At 61.2% G+C, this 25,931-nt stretch carries 17 protein-coding genes; 10 read left to right on the top strand and 7 right to left on the bottom strand.

Going from position 1 to position 25,931, the window contains the following annotated elements; all coding sequences use genetic code 11:
• Nucleotides 1–12: 12 nt before the first annotated feature.
• Nucleotides 13–1,032 (top strand): quinone-dependent dihydroorotate dehydrogenase, encoded by a 1,020-nt coding sequence (locus JFU48_RS27525; RefSeq protein WP_003223297.1) that lies wholly within the window; start codon nt 13–15, stop codon nt 1,030–1,032.
• Nucleotides 1,033–1,318: 286 nt separating this feature from the next.
• Here the strand turns inward: JFU48_RS27525 and rmf are convergent, their stop codons facing one another.
• On the bottom strand, nt 1,319–1,534 hold the full coding sequence (rmf, locus tag JFU48_RS27520) for a ribosome modulation factor (protein ID WP_003223300.1): 216 nt from the start codon (nt 1,532–1,534) through the stop codon (nt 1,319–1,321).
• A gap of 532 nt (nt 1,535–2,066) precedes the next feature.
• Here rmf and rlmKL point away from each other — a divergent pair.
• Nucleotides 2,067–4,337, top strand: a complete 2,271-nt coding sequence (gene rlmKL, locus JFU48_RS27515) for a bifunctional 23S rRNA (guanine(2069)-N(7))-methyltransferase RlmK/23S rRNA (guanine(2445)-N(2))-methyltransferase RlmL (protein ID WP_103519957.1) — start codon at nt 2,067–2,069, stop codon at nt 4,335–4,337.
• 147 nt (nt 4,338–4,484) lie between these two features.
• Entirely contained in the window at nt 4,485–6,872 is a 2,388-nt protein-coding gene (locus JFU48_RS27510; RefSeq protein ID WP_201138282.1) for a sensor domain-containing diguanylate cyclase, read from the top strand.
• A gap of 125 nt (nt 6,873–6,997) precedes the next feature.
• On the opposite strand, the gene dacB is transcribed toward JFU48_RS27510, so the two are convergent.
• On the bottom strand, nt 6,998–8,458 hold the full coding sequence (gene dacB, locus JFU48_RS27505) for a D-alanyl-D-alanine carboxypeptidase/D-alanyl-D-alanine endopeptidase (protein WP_103484611.1): 1,461 nt from the start codon (nt 8,456–8,458) through the stop codon (nt 6,998–7,000).
• Between the two features lie 42 nt (nt 8,459–8,500).
• Between dacB and JFU48_RS27500 the strand changes: the two genes are divergently transcribed.
• Together JFU48_RS27500 and JFU48_RS27495 are read left to right on the top strand one after the other, a co-directional pair.
• Nucleotides 8,501–8,650, top strand: coding sequence for a hypothetical protein (locus JFU48_RS27500; RefSeq protein ID WP_158547265.1), 150 nt, complete (start codon nt 8,501–8,503; stop codon nt 8,648–8,650).
• A gap of 43 nt (nt 8,651–8,693) precedes the next feature.
• The gene (locus tag JFU48_RS27495; protein ID WP_003223308.1) at nt 8,694–9,038 is read left to right on the top strand and encodes a YggL family protein; all 345 of its coding nucleotides are present in this window, start codon (nt 8,694–8,696) and stop codon (nt 9,036–9,038) included.
• A gap of 120 nt (nt 9,039–9,158) precedes the next feature.
• Here JFU48_RS27495 and JFU48_RS27490 read toward each other — a convergent pair whose 3' ends face one another.
• Nucleotides 9,159–10,349, bottom strand: a complete 1,191-nt coding sequence (locus JFU48_RS27490) for a benzoate/H(+) symporter BenE family transporter (RefSeq protein WP_201138281.1) — start codon at nt 10,347–10,349, stop codon at nt 9,159–9,161.
• Nucleotides 10,350–10,707: 358 nt separating this feature from the next.
• Between JFU48_RS27490 and JFU48_RS27485 the strand changes: the two genes are divergently transcribed.
• Complete coding sequence (locus tag JFU48_RS27485) at nt 10,708–11,472, top strand: GntR family transcriptional regulator (protein WP_083366480.1); 765 nt, start codon at nt 10,708–10,710, stop codon at nt 11,470–11,472.
• Nucleotides 11,473–11,655: 183 nt separating this feature from the next.
• On the opposite strand, the gene guaD is transcribed toward JFU48_RS27485, so the two are convergent.
• The 4 genes from guaD to xdhA all read right to left on the bottom strand — a co-directional run bounded on the left by guaD (nt 11,656) and on the right by xdhA (nt 17,795).
• On the bottom strand, nt 11,656–12,960 hold the full coding sequence (gene guaD, locus JFU48_RS27480) for a guanine deaminase (RefSeq protein WP_201138280.1): 1,305 nt from the start codon (nt 12,958–12,960) through the stop codon (nt 11,656–11,658).
• Between the two features lie 13 nt (nt 12,961–12,973).
• On the bottom strand, nt 12,974–13,831 hold the full coding sequence (gene xdhC, locus JFU48_RS27475; protein ID WP_201138279.1) for a xanthine dehydrogenase accessory protein XdhC: 858 nt from the start codon (nt 13,829–13,831) through the stop codon (nt 12,974–12,976).
• Nucleotides 13,832–13,948: 117 nt separating this feature from the next.
• Nucleotides 13,949–16,348, bottom strand: a complete 2,400-nt coding sequence (gene xdhB, locus JFU48_RS27470) for a xanthine dehydrogenase molybdopterin binding subunit (protein ID WP_201138278.1) — start codon at nt 16,346–16,348, stop codon at nt 13,949–13,951.
• Complete coding sequence (gene xdhA / locus JFU48_RS27465; protein ID WP_201138277.1) at nt 16,341–17,795, bottom strand: xanthine dehydrogenase small subunit; 1,455 nt, start codon at nt 17,793–17,795, stop codon at nt 16,341–16,343. Before xdhA ends, xdhB begins: the two co-directional genes overlap by 8 nt.
• A gap of 267 nt (nt 17,796–18,062) precedes the next feature.
• Here xdhA and JFU48_RS27460 point away from each other — a divergent pair, with 267 nt between their 5' ends.
• The 4 genes from JFU48_RS27460 to ligA all read left to right on the top strand — a co-directional run bounded on the left by JFU48_RS27460 (nt 18,063) and on the right by ligA (nt 25,841).
• On the top strand, nt 18,063–18,722 hold the full coding sequence (locus JFU48_RS27460; RefSeq protein WP_045122360.1) for a GntR family transcriptional regulator: 660 nt from the start codon (nt 18,063–18,065) through the stop codon (nt 18,720–18,722).
• 2 nt (nt 18,723–18,724) lie between these two features.
• Nucleotides 18,725–22,213, top strand: coding sequence for a chromosome segregation protein SMC (smc, locus tag JFU48_RS27455; RefSeq protein ID WP_003223321.1), 3,489 nt, complete (start codon nt 18,725–18,727; stop codon nt 22,211–22,213).
• Nucleotides 22,214–22,472: 259 nt separating this feature from the next.
• Nucleotides 22,473–23,336 carry a cell division protein ZipA gene (zipA, locus tag JFU48_RS27450; RefSeq protein WP_103484605.1) on the top strand — a complete coding sequence of 288 codons (864 nt, stop codon included), beginning with the start codon at nt 22,473–22,475 and terminating at the stop codon, nt 23,334–23,336.
• 147 nt (nt 23,337–23,483) lie between these two features.
• The gene (gene ligA, locus JFU48_RS27445; RefSeq protein ID WP_201138276.1) at nt 23,484–25,841 is read left to right on the top strand and encodes an NAD-dependent DNA ligase LigA; all 2,358 of its coding nucleotides are present in this window, start codon (nt 23,484–23,486) and stop codon (nt 25,839–25,841) included.
• Nucleotides 25,842–25,931 lie beyond the last annotated feature (90 nt).

The following is a 25,931-nucleotide window of genomic DNA, read 5'->3' as shown; positions in this document are numbered from 1 at the left end:
TCATCGCCGCCCATGTACACCCTGGCCCGTCAGCTGTTGTTCAAACTTTCCCCGGAAACTTCCCACGATCTGTCGCTTGATCTGATCGGCGCGGGTGGGCGTTTGGGCCTCAACGGCTTGCTGTGCAAGAAGCCGGCGAACGTGCCGGTGACGGTCATGGGCCTGGACTTCCCTAACCCGGTGGGTCTGGCGGCCGGTCTGGACAAGAACGGCGCGGCCATCGACGGCTTCTCGCAGCTTGGTTTCGGTTTCGTCGAAATCGGCACCGTGACCCCGCGTCCGCAGCCGGGCAACCCGAAACCACGGATCTTCCGCCTGCCGGAAGCCGAGGCGATCATCAACCGCATGGGCTTCAACAACCTGGGTGTGGATAACCTGCTGGCGCGGGTCGCCGCGGCCAAATACACGGGCGTGCTGGGGATCAACATCGGCAAGAACTTCGACACCCCGGTCGAGCGTGCAGTGGATGACTACCTGATCTGCCTGGACAAGGTGTATGCCCACGCCAGCTATGTCACGGTCAACGTCAGCTCGCCGAACACCCCGGGCCTGCGCAGCCTGCAGTTCGGTGATTCGCTCAAGCAGTTGCTGGCGGATCTGGCCACGCGCCGCGCCGAACTGGCCCTGCGCCACGGCAAGCACGTACCGCTGGCGATCAAGATTGCCCCGGACATGACCGACGAAGAAACCGCGCAGGTTGCCCAGGCATTGATCGAAACCGGGATGGACGCGGTGATCGCTACCAACACCACCCTGAGCCGCGTTGGCGTCGAAGGCATGGAGCATGGTGACGAGGCGGGCGGTCTGTCCGGCGCTCCGGTGCGCGACAAGAGCACGCATACCGTGAAGGTGTTGGCGGCTGAGCTGGGTGGTCGTTTGCCGATCATCGCGGCGGGCGGGATCACTGAAGGCAAGCATGCGGCGGAGAAGATCACCGCGGGTGCGAGTCTGGTGCAGATTTACTCGGGCTTCATCTATAAAGGCCCGGCGCTGATTCGCGAATCGGTCGACGCCATCGCCGCCCTGCGCTGAGGTTTTCTGAGGGCTCTGTGGCGAGGGGATTCATCCCCGATCGGCTGCGCAGCAGTCGTAAAATTTGCTTCCGCCGTTCGCCTGGCACACTGGGGTGGATGGATTCGGGGCCGCTTCGCAGCCCATCGGGGATGAATCCCCTCGCCACAGGGAGCTGTATCGTCCGGGGCAGGCATAAAAAAGGGCTCCTCGAAGGAGCCCCTGGGCCGCAGCCCGCCGTCCGGGAAGGACGTGCATGGTAAGTCGCTATAAATTCAGATTGTCGTATTGCAATAAGTGCCCTGTGTTAGCCGACGGCGTGAAGTTCGTTGAGTCTGTGGATCCCCGCAGTGCCGGTCATACCGTCCCAGTTGTCGCCGCGTCCTTCTCGCCAGCCGTTGATCCAGGCTTGGCGTACCGACGGTAGAGTAAATGGGCAAAGCTCGCGGGATTTGCCACCAACGCCATATTGATATCCGCGCAAAAATGCTCTTTCCAACGGATCACGCTTAAGTCTTCTCATAGGGTGTTTCCCTCACTTGTTGACTGTTTTTGTCGCGTTGACCTCAACCGAGGTCTGGCAGAAAAAACTCTGCCGTTGGGCGGCTCGCTGCCGGCGTGGCGAGCCAAGGTGTTGACGCCGTTGCGACGTCAACCTGTGTCCAGTTCTAACCAATGAGTCACATTGAGGGAATGATCGTTTTGTCATAAGGACGTAACGAAAATAGTGCTACAGCCATAAGTAACGAGTGGTTTCATGAACGAATTTTCACCAAACCCCGGTATGATCGGCCCCGCGCTGGATGATGGGGTTAATCCTTTAGTGAGAATGACCCACGTTTACGCTCGGTTACTAAGCGACGAAGGGTCGCTTTAAGACTTTTTGTTTCATCAACTTTTTTATCTGTCCCGGCATCTAAGCTCTTTTAACCCGAGCAGCGGGGATGGAACGGCACACCTTCGTGCCACGCGGGCGCTCTTTTAGAAAAGCGCCTGATTGAAAACCGGATCGGCAATGCGTTGCCGATTCACTAGCCAAAGGCTCTGGAAATACCATGTCCGATCGTTTCGAACTCTTCCTCACTTGCCCCAAAGGCCTTGAAGGCCTGCTTATCGAGGAAGCCGTCGGGCTTGGCCTTGAAGAAGCTCGCGAGCACACCTCCGCCGTGCGTGGCATGGCCACCATGGAAACCGCTTATCGCCTGTGCCTGTGGTCGCGTCTGGCCAACCGGGTGCTGCTGGTGCTCAAGCGCTTCCCGATGAAAGACGCTGAAGACCTGTATCACGGCGTGCTCGACGTCGAGTGGCAGGATCACATGCTCTCCGACGGCACCTTGGCTGTTGAATTCAGCGGCCACGGTTCGGGTATCGACAACACCCACTTCGGCGCACTGAAAGTCAAAGACGCCATCGTCGACAAACTGCGTACCCCGCAGGGCGACCGCCCAAGCATCGACAAGCTCAACCCGGATCTGCGCATTCACCTGCGCCTGGATCGCGGCGAAGCGATCCTGTCCCTCGACCTTTCCGGCCACAGCCTGCATCAGCGCGGTTACCGCCTGCAGCAGGGCGCGGCGCCGCTGAAGGAAAACCTCGCGGCAGCGATCCTGATCCGTTCCGGCTGGCCGCGCATTGCGGCCGAAGGTGGCGCGCTGGCTGACCCGATGTGCGGTGTCGGTACGTTCCTCGTCGAAGCCGGGATGATCGCCGCCGACATGGCGCCGAACCTGCGCCGTGAGCAGTGGGGCTTCACCGCATGGCTGGGCCACGTCCCGGCGCTGTGGAAAAAACTCCATGAAGAAGCGGTTGAGCGCGCCGCTGCCGGTCTGGCCAAGCCACCGCTGTGGATTCGTGGTTACGAAGCCGATCCGCGCCTGATTCAACCGGGCCGCAACAACGTCGAGCGCGCCGGTCTGAGCGAGTGGATCAAGATCTATCAGGGCGAAGTCGCGACCTTCGAGCCGCGTCCGGATCAGAACCAGAAAGGTCTGGTGATCTGCAACCCGCCGTACGGCGAGCGTCTGGGCGACGAAGCCAGCCTGCTTTACCTCTACCAGAACCTTGGCGAGCGTCTGCGTCAGGCCTGCCTGAACTGGGAAGCGGCGGTGTTCACTGGCGCGCCGGATCTGGGCAAGCGCATGGGCATTCGCAGCCACAAGCAGTATTCGTTCTGGAACGGCGCGCTGCCGTGCAAGCTGCTGTTGATCAAGGTGCTGCCGGATCAGTTCGTCACGGGCGAGCGGCGTACCCCGGAACAGCGTCAGGCCGAGCGTGAGCAAGCGGCTTACGATCAGACCCCGAACGAGCCGCAAGAGCGCAAGTTCAACAAGAACGGCAACCCGATCAAACCGACGCCCGCCCCGGCGCCAGTGATCGAGCAGCCGCGCCTGAGCGAAGGCGGGCAGATGTTTGCCAACCGCCTGCAAAAGAACCTCAAGGCGCTGAGCAAGTGGGTCAAGCGCGAAGGCATCGACTGCTACCGCGTCTACGATGCCGACATGCCGGAATACGCCATGGCCATCGACCTGTATCACGACTGGGTGCACGTGCAGGAGTACGCGGCGCCGAAGTCGATTGATCCGGAAAAGGCCTCGGCGCGCATGTTCGACGCGTTGGCGGCGATCCCGCAGGCGCTGAACGTCGACAAGAGCCGCGTGGTGGTCAAGCGCCGCGAGCGTCAGAGCGGTACCAAGCAGTACGAGCGTCAGGCGGCGCAGGGCAAGTTCAATGAGGTCAGCGAAGGCGGCGTCAAGCTGCTGGTGAACCTCACCGACTACCTCGACACCGGTCTGTTCCTCGACCACCGGCCGATCCGCATGCGCATTCAGAAAGAGGCTGCCGGCAAGCGCTTCCTCAATCTGTTCTGCTACACCGCGACCGCCAGCGTGCACGCGGCCAAGGGCGGTGCGCGCAGCACCACCAGCGTCGACCTGTCGAAGACTTATCTGGACTGGGCGCGACGCAACCTGTCGCTGAACGGTTTCTCCGACAAGAACCGTCTGGAGCAGGGCGACGTGATGGCGTGGCTGGAAAGCTGCCGTGAAGAGTACGACCTGATCTTCATCGACCCGCCGACCTTCTCCAACTCCAAGCGCATGGAAGGCATCTTCGACGTGCAGCGTGATCAGGTGCAGTTGATCGATCTGGCCATGGCGCGCCTGGCTCCGGGGGGCGTGCTGTACTTCTCGAACAACTTCCGCAAGTTCCAGTTGGAGGAGAACCTGGCCGAGCGTTACGCGGTCGAGGAAATCAGCGCGCAGACCATCGATCCGGATTTTGCCCGCAACACCAAGATTCACCGCGCCTGGAAAATCACGGCTCGTTGACGCTTGATCTGGTTGGATCCACAGAGCCTTGATTTTAAAAGGCTCTTGGATCCGATCAGAGCTAGCCAAATTAATGGCTAATAGCTATAACTCAACTCATGGCCAATGGGGTTTTTCCCTGAAACAGTGGCGTCGTGAGTTGCCCCTATGTCGTTGCACCCCGTGCGCCCAAAGATACTGGGTTTTATCAGCGAAGAAGTCTCGGCCTGGCTGGTCGCGCTGCTGGTATTGCTCGCCGGCGGGATTCTCACGGGGCTGCTCGCCTGGGCCACCCTCACTCAGTTTCATCATCAACTGCATCAACGCTTTCAGCTGCTGGCCAATGAGCGTTACAGCCGCATCGAAGAACGTTTCCAGGATCAGGAGCAGCGCCTCGACGGCCTGCGCCGCTTCTTCGCCAACTCCGATTCGGTCTCCCGCAGCGAATTCGATGGCTATGCCAAACCTCTTTTATTACGCACCCAGGCCTATTCCTATGCGCCGCGGGTCAGCCGTGCCCAGCGCCCGGCGGTTGAGCAAGCGGTGCGCAACGAAGGTTTCAGCACCTTTACCTTTCGTGAACTGACCGCTGACGACCAACTGCAGGTAGCCGGTGATCGCCCCGAATATGTGCCGGTGATCTACACCCAGAGTCAGAGCCACTTGCCTACGCCACTGGGTTACGACCTGCTGGCGCAACCCCTGCGCCGGGCGACACTGGAGCGCGCCGACCGTACCGGGCACATGGTGGTGTCCCAGCCGTTACATCTGGTGGGCGTTGATCCGGCGTATGCCCGGGGCGTATTGCTGGTGGCGCCGGTCACTCGCGAAGGGGCACCGAAAAGTCCGCCGGAAGGCTATGTAATGGCGGTGATCAGCATGCAGCAGTTGCTGGCCGATGGGTTGCCCGAAGACAACCAGGATTTCCTCAGCGTACGCATTCTCGACCTGTCCACCGACGACCGGCATGAAGTGCTTTACGAGTCGGCCAACAAGGCGGGGGCCAGTGATCTGTCGGCCACGCAGTTGTTGCGCATGGCCGACCATGACTATCAGGTGGACATACAGCCCAGCGAAGCCTTTCTGCAGGCCAACCATTCGTCAATCAGCAGCCTGGTGGTGCTGGGCGCGCTGCTGAGTGTGTTGCTCAGCGCATTGCTCTATGTGTTGGTGAGCCAGCGTCAACGCGCCTTACGCATGGTCGAACTGCGCACACAGGAACTGCACGCCCGGGAGCAGGAATTGCGCGGCACCCACGGCCAGTTGCGCGGCGTGCTGAATGCCGCGACGCAGGTGGCGATCATTGCCACCGACCTGCGCGGGGTGATCAACACCTTCAACCCTGGCGCCGAACAGATGCTCGGCTACAGCAGCGCTGACGTGGTCGGCCATATGACGCTGGAAAACCTGCATCTGCCGCGAGAGCTGGCCGCGCGTTCGGCGGAGTTGAGTGCGCGTTACGGCAAGAGCATTCCGACCTGCCACGCGATGCTGGTCGAGGGCGGCGAGGTCGGCGGTCATGAGGCGCGCGAGTGGACGCTGGTACGCAGCGACGGCAGCCATCTGCCGGTGAACATGCTTGCCACCCCGGTGCTCGATGAGCAAGGACTGTGGGTCGGTCATCTGGCGATCTGCATCGACATCACCGAGCGCAAGCGTGTGCACGAAGCACTGGCGGCGCGCGATGTACTGCTGAAAAAACTCAGCGCCCACGTGCCCGGCGGCATCTATCAATTCAAGATGGAATTCGACGGGCGCTTCAGCGTGATCTACGCCAGTGACGGCATTCGCGAGATCTACGAGCTGGAGCCGGACGTGCTGCTGCTCAATGCCGAGGCGATTTTCACCCGTATCCATCCGCAGGACATCACCCGCGTGCGCACCTCGATCCGCGCCTCGGCGGACAATCTCAGCCCGTGGCGCGAGGAGTACCGCGTGCAGTTGCCCGAGCGCGGCCTGCGCTGGGTGCGCGGCGAGGCGACGCCGGAAGAACTGCCGGGCGGCGGCGTGCTGTGGCACGGCTACATCTCCGACATTTCCGATCTGAAGCGGGTTGAAGAGGAGCTGCGGGCGCTGTCGGTCACCGACTCACTGACCGGCATTCACAACCGCCGCTACTTCCAGGAACGCCTGACAACCGAGATGGCCCGGGTCGAACGTGGCGGCGGCGAGCTGTCGGTGATCATGCTCGACATCGATCACTTCAAGCGCATCAACGACCAGTACGGCCATGCCGTGGGCGACCGGGTGCTGCAGGCGGTGTGCGAACGCATCGCTCATCGCTTGCGCCGAACCGATGTGTTCTGCCGCCTGGGTGGTGAAGAGTTCATGGTGTTGTGCCCGGACATCGACGGCGAGCACGCGTACATCCTCGCCATGGAGCTATGGCAAGGCCTGCGCAGTGCGCCGGTGGATGTGGTCGGGGTGGTGACGGCCAGTTTCGGCATCGCCAGCTGGCGCCCGGAGGAGGGTGCGGATGCGCTGCTGCTGCGGGCGGATTCGGGGGTGTATGCGGCAAAGCAGGGCGGGCGCGATCGGGTCGAGCAGATGAGCTGAGCCTTGGCACGATCTACCTGTGGGAGCGGGCTTGCTCGCGAAAGCGGTGTGTCAGCCAGCAAAAATACTGACTGATCTGACGCCTTCGCGAGCAAGCCCGCTCCCACATTAGAGCGGCTGTGTTTTTACAGCGCCGAAGCCGTCTGCGGCAGGCGCGGCTGCTTGTACAGATCCAGCAGCACCTGATCCAGCACCGACGACGCGCCGAACGGGGCCTTGTCGTTGAGGATCGCCACCACCGCCCAGGTGTTGCCGTTGACGTCGCGGCTGAAGCCGGCAATTGCCCGTACGGTGTTCAGGGTACCGGTCTTGACGTGGGCTTCGCCGCGCATCGCGGTGGTCTTCAGGCGTTTGCGCATGGTGCCGTCCATGCCGGCAATCGGCAGCGAGCTGATGTACTCGGCGGCGTACGGGCTATGCCAGGCGGCTTGCAGCATGTTGGCCATCTCGCGGGCGCTGACGCGTTCGGCGCGCGACAGCCCGGAGCCGTTCTCCATCACCAGGTGCGGCGCGGTGATGCCTTTCTTCGCCAGCCACTGGCGAACCACGCGTTGCGCAGCCTTGGCGTCATCACCGTCGGCTTCGTTGCGGTACTTCTGACCGAGGCTCAGGAACAGCTGCTGCGCCATGGTGTTGTTACTGTATTTGTTGATGTCGCGGATGATTTCCGCCAGATCCGGCGAGTAGGCGCGGGCCAGCAGCTTGGCGCTGCTCGGGGTCGCGGCGAGGCGATCCTTGCCCTGGATGCTGCCGCCCAGTTCTTTCCAGATCGCGCGCACGGCACCGGCGGTGTAGGTCGCGTGGTCGAGCAGCGACAGATAGGTCTGCGAGCTGCAGCCCTCGCCCAATTGACCGGCGACGGTAACAGTGACGCTGCCGTCCGCCTGGGTCACCGGGTTGTAGCGCACGCCACCGGTGCACTGCTTGGAGTTGAGCGCCTTGACCGTGTTTTCGATGCGTACACTGGCAATCGGCGGTTCCACCGAGATCAGCACCCGGCCACTGTCATTACGTGCAACGAAGCGCAGGGCCTTGAGGTTGACCAGCAGCGAGTCCGGTTTGACCAGGAACGGTTTGTTCTCGTCGTTGCCGTCGTCGTTGAATTCGGGAAGTTGCGGCTGGATGAAAAAGCTGCGGTCGAGGATCAGGTCGCCGGTGACCTGGGTCACGCCGTTGGCGCGCAGGTCGCGCATCAGCAGCCAGAGTTTTTCCATGTTCAGCTTCGGATCGCCGCCACCCTTGAGGTACAGGTTGCCATTGAGGATGCCGCCGCTCAGGTCGCCGTCGGTGTAGAACTCGGTTTTCCACTGATGGTTGGGGCCAAGCATTTCCAGCGAAGCGTAGGTGGTCACCAGTTTCATGGTCGAGGCCGGGTTGACCGAGACGTCGGCGTTGTACACGGTCGGATTGCCCGGGCCGTCGAGCGGGATCATCACCAGCGACAGCGCGGTTGGTTGCAGTTTGCTGGCCTTGAGGGCTTTTTCGACGTTGGGGGTGAGGGCGGTGTTGATGGTGGCAGCGGCAACCGGCAGGGCCAGGGGCAGAAGAAGGCCGGCGAGAAAGAGAGGACGCAACGATTTGATCATATGAAATAGAACCCTGCAGAAGAGGGGGAAAATAACGAGGGCATGAATGAAAAAGCCCTCAGTGGTCATGAAAGTGTCGGCATTATGCCCCAAGGTGTAACAGCTTGTGCCTTGCCCGAGGCGGCCATTTCGTTATTTTTTTTACAGGCGGTCGGCCACCGCGCCCAGAGAGTCGGGCAATTGACCGCTTAAGCTGGTAAAGTGCCGGCCGTTATTACTTAAGAGGATTGTTCCAATGGCGACTAACCGTTCCCAGCGTCTGCGCAAAAAACTGTGCGTTGATGAATTCCAAGAGCTGGGTTTCGAACTGAACCTGGACTTCAAAGAAGACTTGTCCGAAGAAGCCATTGACGCTTTCCTCGAAGCATTCATCAAAGAAGCCATGGAAGCCAACGGTCTGGGTTATGTTGGCGGCGATGACTTCGGTCTGGTTTGCCTGCAGAAGCGTGGCTCGGTCAACGAAGAGCAGCGCGCTGCCGTTGAAGCCTGGCTGAAAAACCGTAGCGAACTGACCGGCATGACTGTCAGCCCGCTGCTGGACGTCTGGTATCCGGAAAAGCCGATCAACGCGGCTAAGTGATACTGAAAAAAACGGCGACCTGAGGGTCGCCGTTTTTTTTGGAAGATCAAAAGATCGCAGCCTGCGGCAGCTCCTACAGAGATCAGTGTAGGAGCTGCCGAAGGCTGCGATCTTTTGCTTTCAGGCTTTACGCCAATTCAGAATCAATAACGTCAAAACCCCCGCCACAATCCCCCAGAACGCCGAGCCGATGGAAAACAGCGTCAGCCCCGACGCCGTGACCATGAAGGTGATCAGCGCCGCCTCGCGTTCCTTGACCTCGGTCATGGCGATGCTCAGGCCATTGATGATCGAGCCGAACAGCGCCAGCGCGGCAATCGACAGCACCAGTTCCTTCGGCAGCGCGGCAAACAGCGCCGCCAATGTAGCGCCGAACACCCCGGCGATCCCGTAGAAAATCCCGCACCACACCGCAGCGGTGTAGCGCTTGTTGCGATCTTCATGGGCGTGCGGCCCGGTGCAGATCGCCGCGCTGATCGCCGCGAGGTTGATGCCGTGGGAACCGAACGGCGCCAGCAACAGCGAGGCGATGCCGGTGGTGGTGATCAGTGGCGAGGCCGGTACGTTGTAGCCATCAGCCCGCAGCACGGCGATGCCGGGCATGTTCTGCGAGGTCATCGCCACCACGAACAGCGGAATACCGATGCTGATGGTCGCGGCCAGCGAGAAGTGTGGAGTGGTCCACACCGGCGTCGCCACTTCCAGATGGAAACCGCTGAAATCCAGCAGCCCCATGAAACCTGACAGCGCAGTGCCGATCAGCAGCGCAGCCAGTACCGCGTAACGCGGCGACAGGCGTTTGACCACCAAATAGGTGAAGAACATCCCCAACACCAGCCCGGTGCGGTGCTGCGCGGCGACGAAGATTTCGCTGCCGATCTTGAACAGAATCCCCGCCAGCAGCGCCGCTGCCAGCGACGCCGGGATCTTTTTCACCAGGCGTTCGAAGCTGCCGGTCAGGCCGCAAATCGTCACCAGCACCGCGCAGGTGATGTAGGCGCCGATGGCCTCGCCATAGGTGACGCCGCCCAGGCTGGTGATCAACAAGGCTGCACCCGGTGTCGACCAGGCGATGGTGATCGGTGTGCGATAGCGCAACGACAGGCCGATCGAGCACACCGCCATGCCGATCGAGATCGCCCAGATCCACGAGGAAATCTGCGCGCTGCTCAAACCCGCCGCTTGCCCGGCCTGGAACATCAGCACCAGCGAACTGGTGTAGCCGGTCATCATCGCGATGAAACCGGCGACGATCGCCGAGGGCGAAGTGTCGGCGAGGGGGCGTAGGCGAGTGTAGGTGGCGTCGTTCATGACGGCGGTGTTCCTTATACAGATGGAGATGTCGTAGCAACGCTGAACCCTGTGGGAGCGGGCTTGCTCGCGAAAGCGGTGGGTCATTCAAGGCAGATGTCGCCTGACACACCGCTTTCGCGAGCAAGCCCGCTCCCACAGGGGGATTTTTGTTCTGGCAGCGGATTCTGCGATCAAGCCTAAACTCAATCGTAACGGATCGTTGCAATACAGCCGTGGACACAAACAGCCATACAGTCGTGTTGCCACCATCCATTGTGTACAATCGCGCTGTTTTTTACGCGATACTTGCCAGCGACCTACTGTGCCGTATTACAGTCACGGTCTATTCGCCGCAGTTCTCCCGACTCGAGTGCCCATGAACGAACAGTTGCAACCCCTCAAGAAACAACCGCGAGCAGGCAAAGCCGGCCGCAGCGGAACCCAGGACGATATTGTCTATGCGCATATCTTCGAGGCCATCCTCGAACAGCGTCTGGCGCCCGGCACAAAATTGAGCGAAGAAGCGCTGGGGGAAATCTTCGGGGTCAGCCGCACCATCATTCGCCGCGCGCTGTCGCGTCTGGCCCATGAAGGCGTGGTGCTGTTGCGGCCGAACCGTGGCGCGGTCGTCGCCAGCCCGAGCGTTGAAGAAGCGCGTCAGGTGTTCATGGCCCGCCGTCTGGTGGAGCGCGCGATTACCGAACTGGCCGTGCAGCACGCCACTGCCGAGCAGATCGCCGAATTGCGCCAGATGGTCAACGACGAACGCGACAGTTTTTCCCGTGGCGATCGCGGCGCCGGTATTCGTCTGTCGGGCGAATTCCACCTGAAACTGGCCGAAGCGGCGAAAAACGCGCCACTGATCAGCTTCCAGCGCAGCCTGGTCTCGCAGACCTCGCTGATCATTGCCCAGTACGAAAGCGGCAACCGCTCGCATTGCTCCTACGACGAGCACACCCAGTTGATCGACGCCATCGAAGCGCGCAATGGTGAGTTGGCGGTGGACCTGATGATGCATCACATGGACCACATCGACAGCAAGCTCAACCTCGATGAGGAAAGTGCGTCGGATGATTTGCATGCGGTGTTCTCGCATTTGTTGCAGACCAAGAAGCCTGGGCGCCCAAGCGCCAAGCTTTGACTGATACCGAGTCGCGGCCTTCGCGAGCAGGCTCGCTCCCACATTGGATCTTCAGTGAATATAAAATTTGGCATCGACTGAGATCCCCCGCGGGAGCGGGCTTGCTCGTGAATACGGTCTGACAGGCAACAAAAATCCCCCGGGGCTAACACCGCCGGGGGATTTTTTATGCCTCGGGAAAACTCAGCGCTGATGCACCAAAGCCCCTGCCGCATAAGTCTGCTGCACCGTGCGGTCATCCCCTAGCGTCATCAGCACGAACAACGTCTCGGCAATGTTGTTGGCCTGTTTCAGGCGATAGCTGAGCAGTGGCGTGGCGTTGTAATCCAGCACCAGGAAGTCCGCATCAGAACCCGGCTGCAGGTTGCCGATCTTGTCTTCCAGGCGCAGTGCCCGCGCACCGCCCAGGGTCGCCAGGTACAGCGACTTGAACGGACTCAACCGCGCGCCCTGCAGCTGCATGACTTTGTAGGCTTCGTTCAGCGTTTGCAGCAGCGAGAAACTCGTGCCGCCGCCGACGTCAGTGCCGAGGCCGACGTTGAGCTTGTGCTTCTCGGCCATCGGCAAGTTGAACAGGCCGCTGCCGAGGAAGAAGTTCGAGGTCGGGCAGAACGAAATGGCCGAGCCGGTTTCCGCCAGTCGCGCACATTCGTCGTCGCACAGGTGTACGCCGTGAGCGAACACCGAGCGCTCGCCGAGCAGTTGGTAGTGGTCGTAAACGTCGAGGTAACCCTTGCGCTCCGGGAACAGTTCCTTGACCCACTCGATTTCCTTGAGGTTTTCGCTGATGTGGGTCTGCATGTACAGATCCGGGTATTCGGTCAGCAGTTGGCCGGCGAGGGTCAGTTGCTCCGGGGTGCTGGTCGGGGCGAAGCGCGGGGTGACCGCGTAGTGCAGACGACCCTTGCCGTGCCAGCGTTCGATCAGCGCCTTGCTCTCGACGTAGCTCGATTCGGCGGTGTCGGTCAGGTAGTCCGGGGCGTTGCGGTCCATCATCACCTTGCCGGCGATCATCCGCAGATCAAGTTTCTCGGCGGCCTCGAAGAACGAATTCACAGACTGCGGGTGCACGCTGCCGAACACCAGTGCGGTGGTGGTGCCGTTGCGCAACAGTTCCTTGATGAAAATGTCCGCGACTTCATCGGCGTGGGCCTTGTCACCGAACTGGCTTTCGCACGGGAAGGTGTAGGTGTTGAGCCAGTCCAGCAGTTGCTCGCCGTAGGCGCCGACCATGCCGGTTTGCGGCAGGTGGATGTGGGTGTCGATGAAGCCCGGGGTGATCAGCGCGTCCTGATAGTGGGTGATCTCGATGTCCGCCGGCAGGGTTGGCAGCAGGTCGCTGGCGTGGCCGAGGGCGCTGATCTTGCCGCCATCGACCACCAGCAGGCCGTCCTCGAAATATTCGTAGGAGGCTTCGATCCCGACTTCGGCGGGGTCGGCGATGCTGTGCAGGATGGCGGCGCGGTAGGCTTTGCGAGTCAGAGGCATGAGGGTTCTCTAATCAGTTTGAGGCTTTGAGTTTGGCGGCCTGACTGCGCCGGGAAACGGGCAGCAGTTTGGCAATCGGTTCGGCGCTGGCGGTGTGCTGGCCGAAATTGGTGTTATAGGTGGCGATGATTTCGCCGGCGATGGAGATGGCGATTTCCACAGGCAGTTTGCCTTTGACTTCGCCGATGCCCATCGGGCAGCGCATGCGTTGCACGACGCCGCTGTCGAAACCGCGATCACGCAGGCGATGTTCGAACTTGGCCCGTTTGGTCTTCGAGCCGATCAGGCCGAAGTAGGCGAAGTCGTTGCGCTTGAGGATCGCGGCGGTGAGTTCCAGGTCCAGCTGATGGTTGTGGGTCATGACGATGCAGTAGCTGCCGACGGGCAGGTCATCGATTTCATCCACAGGCTCTTCGGCGACGATTTTACGCACGCCGTGGGGGATCTGTTCGGGGAATTCCTCTTCCCGCGAGTCGATCCAGCGCACCCGGCACGGCAGGCTGGCGAGCAACGGCACCAACGCGCGGCCGACATGCCCGGCGCCGAACACGGCGATTTGCGCTTGCACCTGGCCCATCGGTTCGAACAGCAACACGGTGGCGCCGCCGCAGCACTGGCCGAGGCTGGCGCCAAGGCTGAAACGCTCCAGATGGGTGTCCTGCTTACCGCTGGCGAGCATCTCGCGGGCGATCTGCATGGCTTTGTATTCCAGATGCCCGCCACCGATGGTGTCGAAGGTCTGTCTGGCGCTGACGACCATTTTCGAGCCGGCATTACGCGGGGTCGAGCCTAGTTCTTCGATGATCGTCACCAGAACACAGGGTTCGCCCTGGTTCTGCAGGTCGGCGAGGGCGTCGATCCAGTTGTACATGTTCACCTCGACATCTTCGTTGCCTGTTCGGGCCTCTTCGCGAGCAGGCTCGCTCCCACAAGGGAATGCATTCCAAAATGTGGGAGCGAGCCTGCTCGCGAAGGTCGCACCTCGGTCCTAGAGCGGAGCCAATTCGGTTTCAGCCTCGACCGCTTTCACAGCCTTGAGCTGACGCATCTGCTCACACCCCCACAACACCCGCTCCGGAGTCGCCGGCGCGTCGATCTTTGGCTGATGCTTATAGTCACCGAGGCTCGCCACCGCATCCTTGATCGCGCACCACGCGGCAATCCCGAGCATGAACGGCGGCTCACCCACAGCCTTGGAATGGAACACTGTGTCTTCCGGGTTCTTGCGGTTCTCGACCAGCTTCACCCGCAGGTCCAGCGGCATGTCGGCCACGGCCGGGATCTTGTAGCTGGCCGGGCCGTTGGTCATCAGCTTGCCCTTGTTGTTCCAGACCAGTTCTTCCATGGTCAGCCAGCCCATGCCCTGGACGAAACCACCCTCGACCTGACCGATGTCGATCGCCGGGTTCAGCGAGGCGCCGACGTCGTGGAGGATGTCGGTACGGAGCATCTTGTACTCGCCGGTCAGGGTGTCGACGATCACTTCACAGCACGCCGCGCCGAAGGCGAAGTAGTAAAACGGCCGACCACGGGCCTGGCTGCGGTCGTAGTAGATTTTCGGGGTCTTGTAGAAGCCGGTGCTCGACAGCGAGACCTGATTGAAATACGCCAGTTGGATCAGCGCTTCGAAGGTCATGATGTGGTCACGCACGCGCACATGGCCGTTGTGGAATTCCACATCTTCTTCGCTGACCTTGTAGTGCCGCGCAGCGAACTCCACCAGACGCTGCTTGATGATCTCGGCGGCGTTCTGCGCAGCCTTGCCGTTGAGGTCGGCACCGCTGGACGCCGCAGTCGGCGAGGTATTCGGCACTTTGTCGGTGTTGGTCGCGGTGATCTGCACCCGATCCATTTCTACCTGGAACACTTCGGCCACCACCTGTGCGACCTTGGTGTTCAGGCCCTGGCCCATTTCCGTGCCACCGTGGTTCAGGTGGATGCTGCCATCGGTGTAGACGTGGATCAGCGCGCCGGCCTGGTTGAGGAAGCTGGCGGTGAAGGAAATACCGAATTTCACCGGGGTCAGCGCCAGGCCCTTTTTCAGGATCGGGCTGTTGGCGTTATAGCGGCGGATCGCTTCGCGGCGCTCGGCGTACTGGCTGCTTTCTTCCAGTTCGGCGGTCATCTCTTCGAGCATGTTGTGCTCGACGGTCTGGTAGTAGTGGGTGACATTGCGCTCGGTCTTGCCGTAGTAGTTGGCCTTGCGCACCGCCAGCGGATCGAGGTTGAGGTGACGGGCAATCGCGTCCATCACTTCTTCGATCGCAACCATGCCCTGCGGGCCGCCGAAACCACGGTAAGCGGTGTTCGACGCGGTGTTGGTCTTGCAGCGGTGACCGTTGATGGTCGCGTCACCGAGGTAGTACGAGTTGTCCGAGTGGAACATCGCCCGGTCGACAATCGACGCCGACAGGTCTGGCGAGCAGCCGCAGTTGCCGGCCAGGTCCATGGCGATGCCGTGCAGGCGCCCGGAGCTGTCGAAACCGACGTCGTACTCGACATAGAACGGGTGGCGCTTGCCGGTCATCAGCATGTCTTCGACCCGTGGCAGACGCATCTTGGTCGGCTGACCGGTGAGGTGCGCGATCACCGCACACAGGCACGCCGGGCTGGCGGCCTGGGTTTCCTTGCCGCCGAAACCACCGCCCATGCGGCGCATGTCGACGACGATCTTGTTCATCGACACGTCGAGCACTTCGGCCACCAGTTTCTGCACTTCGGTGGGGTTCTGCGTCGAGCAGTAGACGATCATGCCGCCGTCTTCGGTGGGCATCACCGAGGAGATCTGGGTTTCCAGATAAAAGTGTTCCTGACCGCCGATGTGCAGCGTGCCTTGAATACGGTGTTCGGCGGTGGCCAATGCCGAAGCCGAATCGCCACGCTGATGGGTGTGGCTGTCGAGCACGAAGTGGCGTTTGCGCAAGGCTTCGACCACGTCCAGCACCGGTTCGAGATCCTCGTACTCGATGATCGCCGCCATCGCCGCTTTGCGCGCGGTTTCCAGGTCTTTCGCGGCCACGGCCAGCACTGGCTGACCGACGAATTGCACGTCGTCAATCGCCAGCAGCGGATCGCCCGGCAGCAGCGGGCCGATGTCTTTCAGGCCCGGTACGTCTTCGTGAGTGATCGCAATGCGCACGCCTTCGAAGGCGTAGCAGGGCTTGGTGTCGATGCTGATGATTTTCGCGTGGGCGCGGTCCGACAGCCGTGCGTAAACGTGCAGCTGATTGGGAAATTCCAGACGGTCATCGATGTACTGCGCTTCACCGGACACGTGCTTGGCGGCGCTATCGTGCTTGACGCTGCGGCCGACACCGGTGGTCAGGTCCTTGGCAAACAGTTCCGCCAATTCGGCTTGGGTCTTCTCTACGGCGTGATGGTTAGACATAAGCGGTCACCCGAGTCTCGATGTGCGGTGTTTGCAGTTCGATGAAGTATTTGCGCAGCAGGTTCTGTGCGCTGAGCAGGCGATATTCCTTGCTGGCGCGGAAGTCCGAGAGCGGCGTGAAGTCTTCGGCCAGTGCGGCGCAGGCGCGTTCGATCACGGCGTTGTTGAACGGCTGACCGAGCAGCACGGCTTCGCAATGGGCGGCGCGTTTCGGGATCGCGGCCATGCCGCCGAATGCCATGCGCGCGTCGGTGATCACGCCGTTTTCCACGCGCAGGTTGAACGCGGCGCAGACGGCGGAGATGTCATCGTCCAGACGCTTGGAGACTTTGTAGGCGCGGAAGCGCTGTTCGGCGGTGGCACGCGGGACGATGATCTTCTCGATGAACTCGCTTTCCTGGCGGGCGGTGACCTTGTAGTCGATGAAGTAATCTTCCAGGTTCAGCGTGCGCCGGGTTTCACCTTTGCACAGCACCACCTGCGCGCCGAGGGCGATCAACAGCGGTGGCGAGTCACCGATTGGCGAGGCGTTGCCGATGTTGCCGCCGAGGGTGCCCTGATTGCGGATCTGCAGCGAAGCGAAACGGTGCAGCAATTCGCCGAAGTCCGGGTATTCGGCCGTCAGTGCTTCGTAGCAGTCGGAGAGGGCGGTGGCGGCGCCGATTTCGATACGCTCTTCGAAGGTTTCGATGCGCTTCATTTCGGCGACGTTGCCGACGTAGATCATCACCGGCAGGGTGCGGTGGAACTGAGTGACTTCCAAAGCCAGATCGGTGCCGCCGGCCAGCAGTCGGGCTTGTGGGTAAGCGTCGTAGAGGTCGGCCAGATCGGCGACGGTCAGCGGCACCAGGCAGCGCTTGTCGCCACTGTTGAGTTCGCCGATATCGGTCGGGGCGATGGCTTTGAGGCGGGCGATGGTCTCGGCTTCGCGGGCATCGAACTGGTCCGGCTGCTTGCCACAGCAGGATTGCTCGGCGGCGGCGAGGATCGGCCGGTAGCCGGTGCAGCGGCAGAGGTTGCCGGCCAGCGCTTCGTGCGCCTTGGCCTGATCCGGTGCATCGCTGTTCTTTTGCAGGGCAAACAGCGACATGACGAAACCGGGAGTGCAGAAGCCGCACTGCGAGCCGTGGCACTCGACCATGGCTTTCTGCACGCTGTGCAATTCGCCTTGGTGTTTGAGGTCTTCGACGCTGATCAGTTGTTTGCCGTGCAGCGACGAAACAAAGGTCAGGCACGAGTTGAGGCTGCGATAGCGAATGTGTTCGCGGCCGTCGTCATCCGTTTGCAACTCGCCGACCACCACGGTGCAGGCGCCACAGTCGCCGCTGGCGCAGCCTTCTTTGGTGCCGGATTTGCCCACGTGTTCGCGCAGGTAATTGAGCACGGTCAGATTCGGGTCCAGGGCGTGCTCGCTACGGAGTTCCTGGTTAAGTAAAAACTGGATCACGGAAGGCCTCGCAGACTCATTATTGTTGTTAACCGACTTCAACCGAATTTAGCAGGTCTGACTTTTCGGTCAATGGTTTTCTGACTTAAAGGTCAGGAAAAGCGGTTTTGTCGATTAACCCGCACTCTATTGAGTATTGACCCTGAGCGGATCCACTGCTTTTTTGCTTGAATCGTGCCAAAAAGCGCCGTGCGGGCACTCCGCCATGTACTTGCATTTGCGCTACACTGCGCCGCTTGTGCAGATCGAAGAGTTTGAAGGACAACCATGACGTTCAAGGCGCCGGACAGCCTCGCCGAGCAAATCGCTCACCACCTCGCCGAACGCATCATTCGCGGCGAAATGAAGCCGGGAGAGCGCATTCAGGAACAGAAGGTCACGCTGGCCCTCAATGTCAGCCGCGGATCGGTCCGCGAAGCCCTGCTGATCCTCGAACGCCGCCACCTGATCGCGATCCTGCCGCGACGTGGCGCCCATGTCACCGAACTCACCGCACACAAGGTGCAGAGCCTGTGCACGCTGATGAGCGAGCTGTACATCCTGCTCGGCAATGCGGTCGCCAATGGCTGGCAGACCCAGGCCGACATGGCGCCGTTCGTGCAGATCCAGCAGCGCCTGGGCGCCAGCTACGAGCGTCAGGACATCCGCACCTTCGTCGACGACAGCTTCGCCGTGATGCGCGCTGCGTACCCGTTTGCCAACAACCCGTACCTGCAAGAGACCGTCGAGAACCTGCAGCCGGCCATGAGCCGTGCGTATTTCCTCGCCCTCGAACAGCGCAAGGCCGAAATGAGCGAGTTCCTAGAACTGTTCGAACGCCTGCTGGCCGCTGTCCTCGCCCGTGATTTGCCGCAGATCCGCATCGTGCTGACGGCTTACGCCCAGCGCAGCTGCGATCTGGTGGTTTCCGCCCTGACGGTTGCCTGAGCGTGCGGCTAAAGTGCATCAAACTGGCGGGGTTCAAGTCCTTCGTCGACCCGACCACGGTGAACTTCCCCAGTAACATGGCGGCGGTCGTCGGGCCGAACGGTTGCGGCAAGTCGAACATCATCGACGCCGTACGCTGGGTGATGGGCGAAAGTTCGGCGAAAAACCTGCGTGGCGAGTCGATGACCGACGTCATCTTCAACGGCTCGACCAGTCGCAAACCGGTGAGCCAGGCGAGCATCGAGCTGGTGTTCGACAACTCCGCCGGCACGCTGTTGGGCGAATACGCGGCTTACGCGGAGATTTCCATCCGTCGTAAGGTGACCCGCGACAGCCAGACGACTTATTACCTCAACGGCACCAAATGCCGTCGTCGCGACATTACCGATATCTTCCTCGGCACCGGTCTGGGCCCGCGCAGCTACTCGATCATCGAGCAGGGGATGATCTCCAAGCTGATCGAGTCCAAGCCTGAAGACTTGCGCAACTTCATCGAAGAAGCGGCGGGCATCTCCAAGTACAAGGAGCGCCGGCGCGAGACCGAAAACCGCATCCGCCGCACCCACGAAAACCTGGCGCGTCTGACCGACCTGCGCGAAGAGCTCGAACGCCAGCTCGAACGCTTGCACCGTCAGGCCGAATCCGCCAGGAAGTATCAGGAATACAAGAGCGAAGAGCGTCAGCTCAAGGCGCAACTGTCGGCCCTGCGCTGGCAGGATCTGAACGATCAGGTCGGCCAGCGCGAGTCGATCATCGGCACGCAGGAAGTCAGTTTCGAAGCGCTGGTCGCCGAGCAGCGCAATGCCGATGCCGCCATCGAGCGCCTGCGCGACGGGCACCATGAACTGTCCGAGCGCTTCAATCTGGTGCAGGGGCGCTTTTATTCGGTCGGCGGCGACATCGCCCGGGTCGAGCAGAGCATCCAGCACGGCCAGCAACGCTTGCGCCAGTTGCAGGACGATCTGAAAGAAGCCGAGCGCGCGCGCCTTGAAACCGAATCGCACCTGGGTCACGACCGCACACTGCTGCTGACCCTTGGCGAAGAGCTGGACATGCTCACTCCCGAGCAGGAAGTCACCAGCGCCGCCGCCGAAGAAGCTGCTGCTGCGCTGGAAGAAGCCGAGCTGACCATGCACGGCTGGCAGGAGCAGTGGGACACCTTCAACCTGACCGCCGCCGAACCCCGGCGCCAGGCCGAAGTGCAGCAGTCACGGATCCAGCAGCTGGAAACCAGCATGGAGCGTCTGGCCGATCGGCAAAAGCGTCTGGCTGAAGAGCGCGACTTGCTTTCCGCCGACCCGGAAGACGCGGCGATCATGGCGCTCAACGAGCAGCTCGCCGAATCCGAAGCGACCCTCGAAGATTTGCAGACCAGCGAAGAAGCGCAGGTCGAAAAGCTGGAACAGCTGCGTCAGGAACTGCAGCAGGCACTGACCGCGCAGCAACAGGCGCAGGGCGATTTGCAGCGCCTCAACGGGCGACTGGCCTCGCTGGAAGCCTTGCAGCAAGCCGCGCTCGATCCGGGCACCGGCACTGCCGAATGGCTGCGCGAACAGAATCTCGCCGAACGCCCGCGTCTGGCCGAAGGGCTGAAGGTCGAGGCCGGTTGGGAGCTGGCGGTGGAAACCGTGCTCGGCGCCGATCTGCAAGCGGTGCTGGTGGACGACTTCAACGGCTTCGATCTGTCCGCGTTCACCCAAGGTGATCTGCGCCTGCTCAGTCCAGCCAGTGATGGTGTGCGAGTGGCGGGCAGTTTGCTGGACAAGGTTGAGGCGCAGATCGATCTGTCGCCGTGGCTCGGCCAGGTCAAACCGGTCGACAGCCTCGAACAGGCGTTGGCCCTGCGCGGCCAGTTGAGTGCCGGGCAAAGTCTGATCAGTCGCGACGGTTACTGGGTCGGCCGACACTTTCTGCGCGTGCGTCGCGCCAGTGAAGCCGAAAGCGGCATGCTCGCCCGTGGCCAGGAAATCGAGACGCTGCAGGCCGAGCGCGAAGAGCGCGAAGCCACGGTCGAAGCCATGGAAACCCGTTTGCAGACCCTGCGTGCGCAACAGCGGCAGCAGGAAAACGGCCGTGAGCATTTGCGTCGTTTGCTGCAGGACGAAGCGCGTTCCCAAGGTGAATTGAAAGCCCAGTTGTCCGCCGGTAAAGCCAAGGCCGAACAACTGATGCTGCGCCGCACGCGGCTTGATGAGGAACTGATCGAACTCGGCGAGCAGCGCGAGCTGGAACACGAACAAGTCGGCGAAGCGCGCATGCAATTGCAGGAAGCGCTCGACGCCATGGCGCTGGACACCGAGCAGCGCGAGTTGCTGCTGGCTCAGCGCGACAGCCTGCGCGAACGCCTCGATCGCGTGCGTCAGGAAGCCCGGCAACACAAGGATCACGCCCACCAACTGGCGGTCCGCCTCGGTTCGTTGCGCGCGCAACATGATTCCACGCGCCAGGCGCTGGAGCGGCTGGAAATGCAGGCTGAGCGCCTGACCGAAAAGCGTGAGCAGTTGAGCCTGAATCTGGAGGAGGGCGAGGCACCGCTGGAAGAGCTGCGCCTGAAACTCGAAGAACTGCTCGACAAACGCATGACCGTCGACGAAGAACTGAAGACCGCGCAGATCGCGCTGGAAGACGCCGACCGCGAACTGCGCGAAGCGGAAAAGCGCCGGACCCAGGCCGAGCAGCAATCGCAAATGATCCGTGGCCAGCTCGAACAGCAACGCATGGAATGGCAAGCGCTGACCGTGCGGCGCAAGGCGCTGCAGGATCAATTGCTCGAAGACGGCTACGATCTCAATGGCGTGCTCGCGACGTTGACGCCCGAGGCCAGTGAACGCGCCGCCGAAGAAGAACTCGAACGGATCAATGCGCGGATTCAACGCCTGGGCGCGATCAACCTCGCGGCCATCGATGAATACACGCAACAGTCCGAACGTAAACGTTATCTGGATGCGCAGGACGCCGATCTGGTGGAAGCACTGGAGACCCTGGAAAACGTCATCCGCAAGATCGACAAGGAAACCCGTAATCGCTTCAAAGATACCTTTGATCAGATCAATGGCGGTTTACAGGCACTTTTCCCGAAAGTTTTCGGTGGCGGGCGCGCGTATTTGGAACTGACGGGCGAAGATCTACTCGATACAGGGGTAACGATCATGGCGCAGCCGCCAGGGAAGAAGAACAGCACCATCCATTTGCTCTCCGGCGGGGAAAAAGCCCTGACCGCGCTGGCACTGGTTTTTGCGATCTTCAAATTGAATCCGGCGCCGTTCTGCATGCTCGATGAAGTTGACGCGCCACTGGATGACGCTAACGTTGGACGCTACGCACGATTGGTTAAAGAGATGTCGCAGACCGTGCAGTTCATCTATATCACCCACAACAAGATCGCCATGGAAATGGCCGATCAACTGATGGGCGTGACGATGCACGAGCCGGGTTGTTCGCGACTGGTTGCAGTGGATGTCGAGGAGGCGATGGCGATGGTGGACGCCTGAGTCAGCGTGGTGTCGGAAGGGTATTGATGTTCTGTAGGACTTTTTTACCGACTTCGACTTGCTGGCCAATCGACATATTCGCGCAAGCCAATGTGACAGACGGTGTAAAGTTGTCTTTGGTCGTGCTAGTTTAATGTCAATTTTTCGTATACGTGGGCAAAACGCCTGTCAGAACATAGAGTTGGCGCCACGTTTTAAAGCGGTTTGCAAAATGTAAACCCCTTATTTTTCAGCATTTTTTATAGAGGCACGGGATTACATGGAAATCGGTCTGCGCGAGTGGCTGATCGTCATCGGCATCATTGTGATAGCCGGTATTCTTTTCGATGGCTGGCGCCGTATGCGCGGCGGCAAGGGAAAACTGAAATTCCGTCTTGACCGAAGTCTGTCCAACCTGCCGGACGAGGACACCAGCGCTGAGCTGTTGGGCCCGGCCCGCGTGCTGGATACGCATAAAGAACCGCAACTGGACGAACACGATCTGCCGTCGGTGAGCATGCCGGCCCGCGAAGCTCGCGAGCCTCGCGAATCCGGTTCGAAACGTGGCAAGCGCGGCAGCAACGGTCCGGCCCAGGGCGACCTGAACCTCGACCTGGACCTGGACGGCGGCCCGAGCTTCAGCAGTCGTGATGACGACTTCGTCGAAGACATCAAGCCGTCGCCAGCGGTGGTCGACAAGGATCAGCCGCAAGCCGAAGAAGTGCTGGTGATCAGCGTGATCTGCCGCGACGCCGCCGGCTTCAAAGGCCCGGCCCTGCTGCAGAACATTCTCGAAAGCGGTCTGCGTTTTGGCGAGATGGATATTTTCCACCGTCACGAAAGCATGGCCGGCAACGGTGAAGTGCTGTTCTCCATGGCCAATGCGGTCAAGCCGGGCATCTTCGATCTGGACGACATCGACCATTTCAGCACCCCGGCGGTGAGCTTCTTCCTCGGCCTGCCAGGCCCGCGCCATCCGAAGCAGGCTTTCGACGTGATGGTCGCGGCAGCGCGCAAGCTGTCGCAGGAACTGAACGGCGAGCTGAAAGATGACCAGCGCAGCGTACTGACCGCGCAGACCATCGAGCACTACCGTCAGCGCATCGTCGAATTCGAACGCCGCGCCCTGACCCAGAAGCGCTAAGGCCAGGATCAAAAGATCGCAGCCTTCAGCAGCTCCTACAGAGGAACGCGATCCCTGTAGGAGCTGTCGAGTGCAACGAGGCTGCGATCTTTGAATGATGAAACTGGAGCAGCCTCGGCTGCTCTTTTGCTTTATGAGAGAACACCCATGACCGCCGCCAAAAACCGCATCCTAGAGCTGCGCGCTGAACTTGATCAGCACAACTACCGGTACCACGTCCTCGACGAGCCGAGCATTCCGGACGCCGAGTACGACCGGTTGTTCCACGAGCTCAAGGCACTGGAAGCGGCCAATCCGGAACTGATCACCAGCGACTCGCCGACCCAACGCGTCGGCAGCGTGGCGTTGACCGCGTTCACCCAGGTGCGCCATGAAGTGCCGATGCTCAGCCTCGGCAACGCCTTCGAAGAAACCGACATGCGCGAGTTCGACCGCCGGGTGACCGAAGGTCTGGATCTGCCGGCCGGTGATCTGTTCGGTGGCGGCGCCGTGGTGGAATACAGTTGCGAGCCGAAACTCGATGGCCTGGCGGTCAGCCTGCTGTATCAGGACGGCGTGCTGGTGCGTGGCGCCACCCGCGGCGATGGCACCACCGGTGAAGACATCAGCGTCAACGTGCGCACCGTGCGCAACATCCCGTTGAAGTTGCATGGCGAGGGCTGGCCGGCGACCCTGGAAGTGCGCGGTGAAGTGTTCATGTCCAAGGCCGGTTTCGAGCGACTCAACGCCTCGCAACTGGAAGTCGGTGGCAAGACCTTCGCCAACCCGCGCAACGCCGCTGCCGGCAGCCTGCGTCAGCTGGATTCGAAGATCACCGCCAACCGCCCGCTGGAGTTCTGTTGCTACGGCATCGGTCAGGTCTCCCACGATATTTCCGACACCCACATCGGCAACCTCAAGCAATTGCAGAAGTGGGGCATGCCGATCAGCCACGAGCTGAAACTGGCCAAAGGCATCGACGAGTGCCTGGATTACTACCGCGACATCGGCGAACGGCGTAACTCGCTGGCGTACGAAATCGACGGTGTGGTGTTCAAGGTCAACAGCATCGCCGATCAGCGTGAGCTGGGCTTCCGTGCCCGCGAACCGCGTTGGGCGATCGCGCACAAATTCCCGGCCATGGAAGAACTCACCGAACTGCTCGACGTGGAATTCCAGGTCGGCCGTACCGGCGCCGTCACTCCGGTGGCACGGCTGAAACCGGTCAAGGTCGCGGGTGTCACCGTGGCCAACGCCACCCTGCACAACATGGACGAAGTGGCGCGCCTGGGCCTGATGATCGGCGACACGGTGATCATCCGCCGCGCCGGTGACGTGATCCCGCAGGTGGTGCAAGTGGTCACCGAACGCCGCCCCGAGAATGCGCGTCCTGTAGCGATTCCGGAGAACTGCCCGGTCTGCGGCTCCCATGTCGAGCGCACGCAACTGGTCAAGCGCAGCAAAGGCAAGGAAACCATCAGCGAAGGTGCGGTGTACCGCTGCGTCGGCCGTCTGGCCTGTGGTGCGCAACTGAAGCAGGCGATCATTCACTTCGTCTCGCGCCGGGCGATGGACATCGAAGGCCTCGGCGACAAGAGCGTCGAGCAACTGGTCGACGAAGGTCTGGTCAGTTCGCCGGCCGATCTGTATGCGTTGAAGTTCGACGACATTGTCGATCTGGAAGGCTTCGCCGAAGTCTCCAGCAACAAGCTGCTGGCAGCCATCGAAGACAGCAAGCAACCGGGTCTGGCGCGATTCATTTACGCCCTCGGCATTCCCGATGTCGGCGAGGAGACGGCCAAGGTTCTGGCGCGCTCGCTGGGGTCGCTGGAGCGCGTGCAGCAGGCGTTGCCGCAAGTGCTGACCTACCTGCCGGACATCGGCCTGGAAGTGGCGCACGAGATTCACAGCTTCTTTGAAGACGCGCATAACCAGCAAGTGATCACCGAGTTGTTGGGGCATGGCCTGCAGATTCAGGATCAGGGTGAACTCGGCGCCGAATTTGCCGCCAGCACCACGCTCGGCGGCTTGCTCGACAAACTGCACATCCCTTCGGTTGGCCCGGGCGGTGCACAGAAACTGGCGGACAAATTCGGCTCGCTGCAAGCGGTGATGGATGCCGACTGGCTGGACATGCGCCAGGCGTTGCCGGAGAAGCAGGCCAATTCTGTTCGCGAGTTTTTTGCTGTGCCTGAGCACCGGCAAATCGCCGAGTCTGCCGAAAAACAGCTGCGTGATTTCGGTATGCACTGGCTGAGCGAGAAGAAAGTCGTCGAAGGCCTGCCACTGTCCGGCGAGACCTGGGTGCTGACTGGCAAGGTCGAGTTGATGAGCCGCGATGTGGCCAAAGAACACCTGGAAAGCCTCGGCGCCAAAGTTGCCGGCTCGGTATCGGCCAAGACCCACTGCGTGGTGGCGGGGCCGGGGGCTGGCTCGAAGCTGACCAAGGCCAATGAGCTGGGCGTGAAGGTGATGGATGAAGAGGCGTTTATCGCGTTCCTCAAAACTCACGGTATTTCTGCCTGATACCTTTTCGGTCGGCAGTCTGTTTTTGTGGCGAGGGAGCTTGCTCCCGCTCGGCGACGAAGTCGTCGCAAAACCACCATCCTCGGTGTT

Origin of the sequence: Pseudomonas sp. TH49, from assembly GCF_016650625.1 — a bacterium.
Taxonomy (GTDB): Bacteria; Pseudomonadota; Gammaproteobacteria; order Pseudomonadales; family Pseudomonadaceae; genus Aquipseudomonas; species Aquipseudomonas fluorescens_H.
This window is presented reverse-complemented; position numbering and strand designations above follow the sequence as displayed.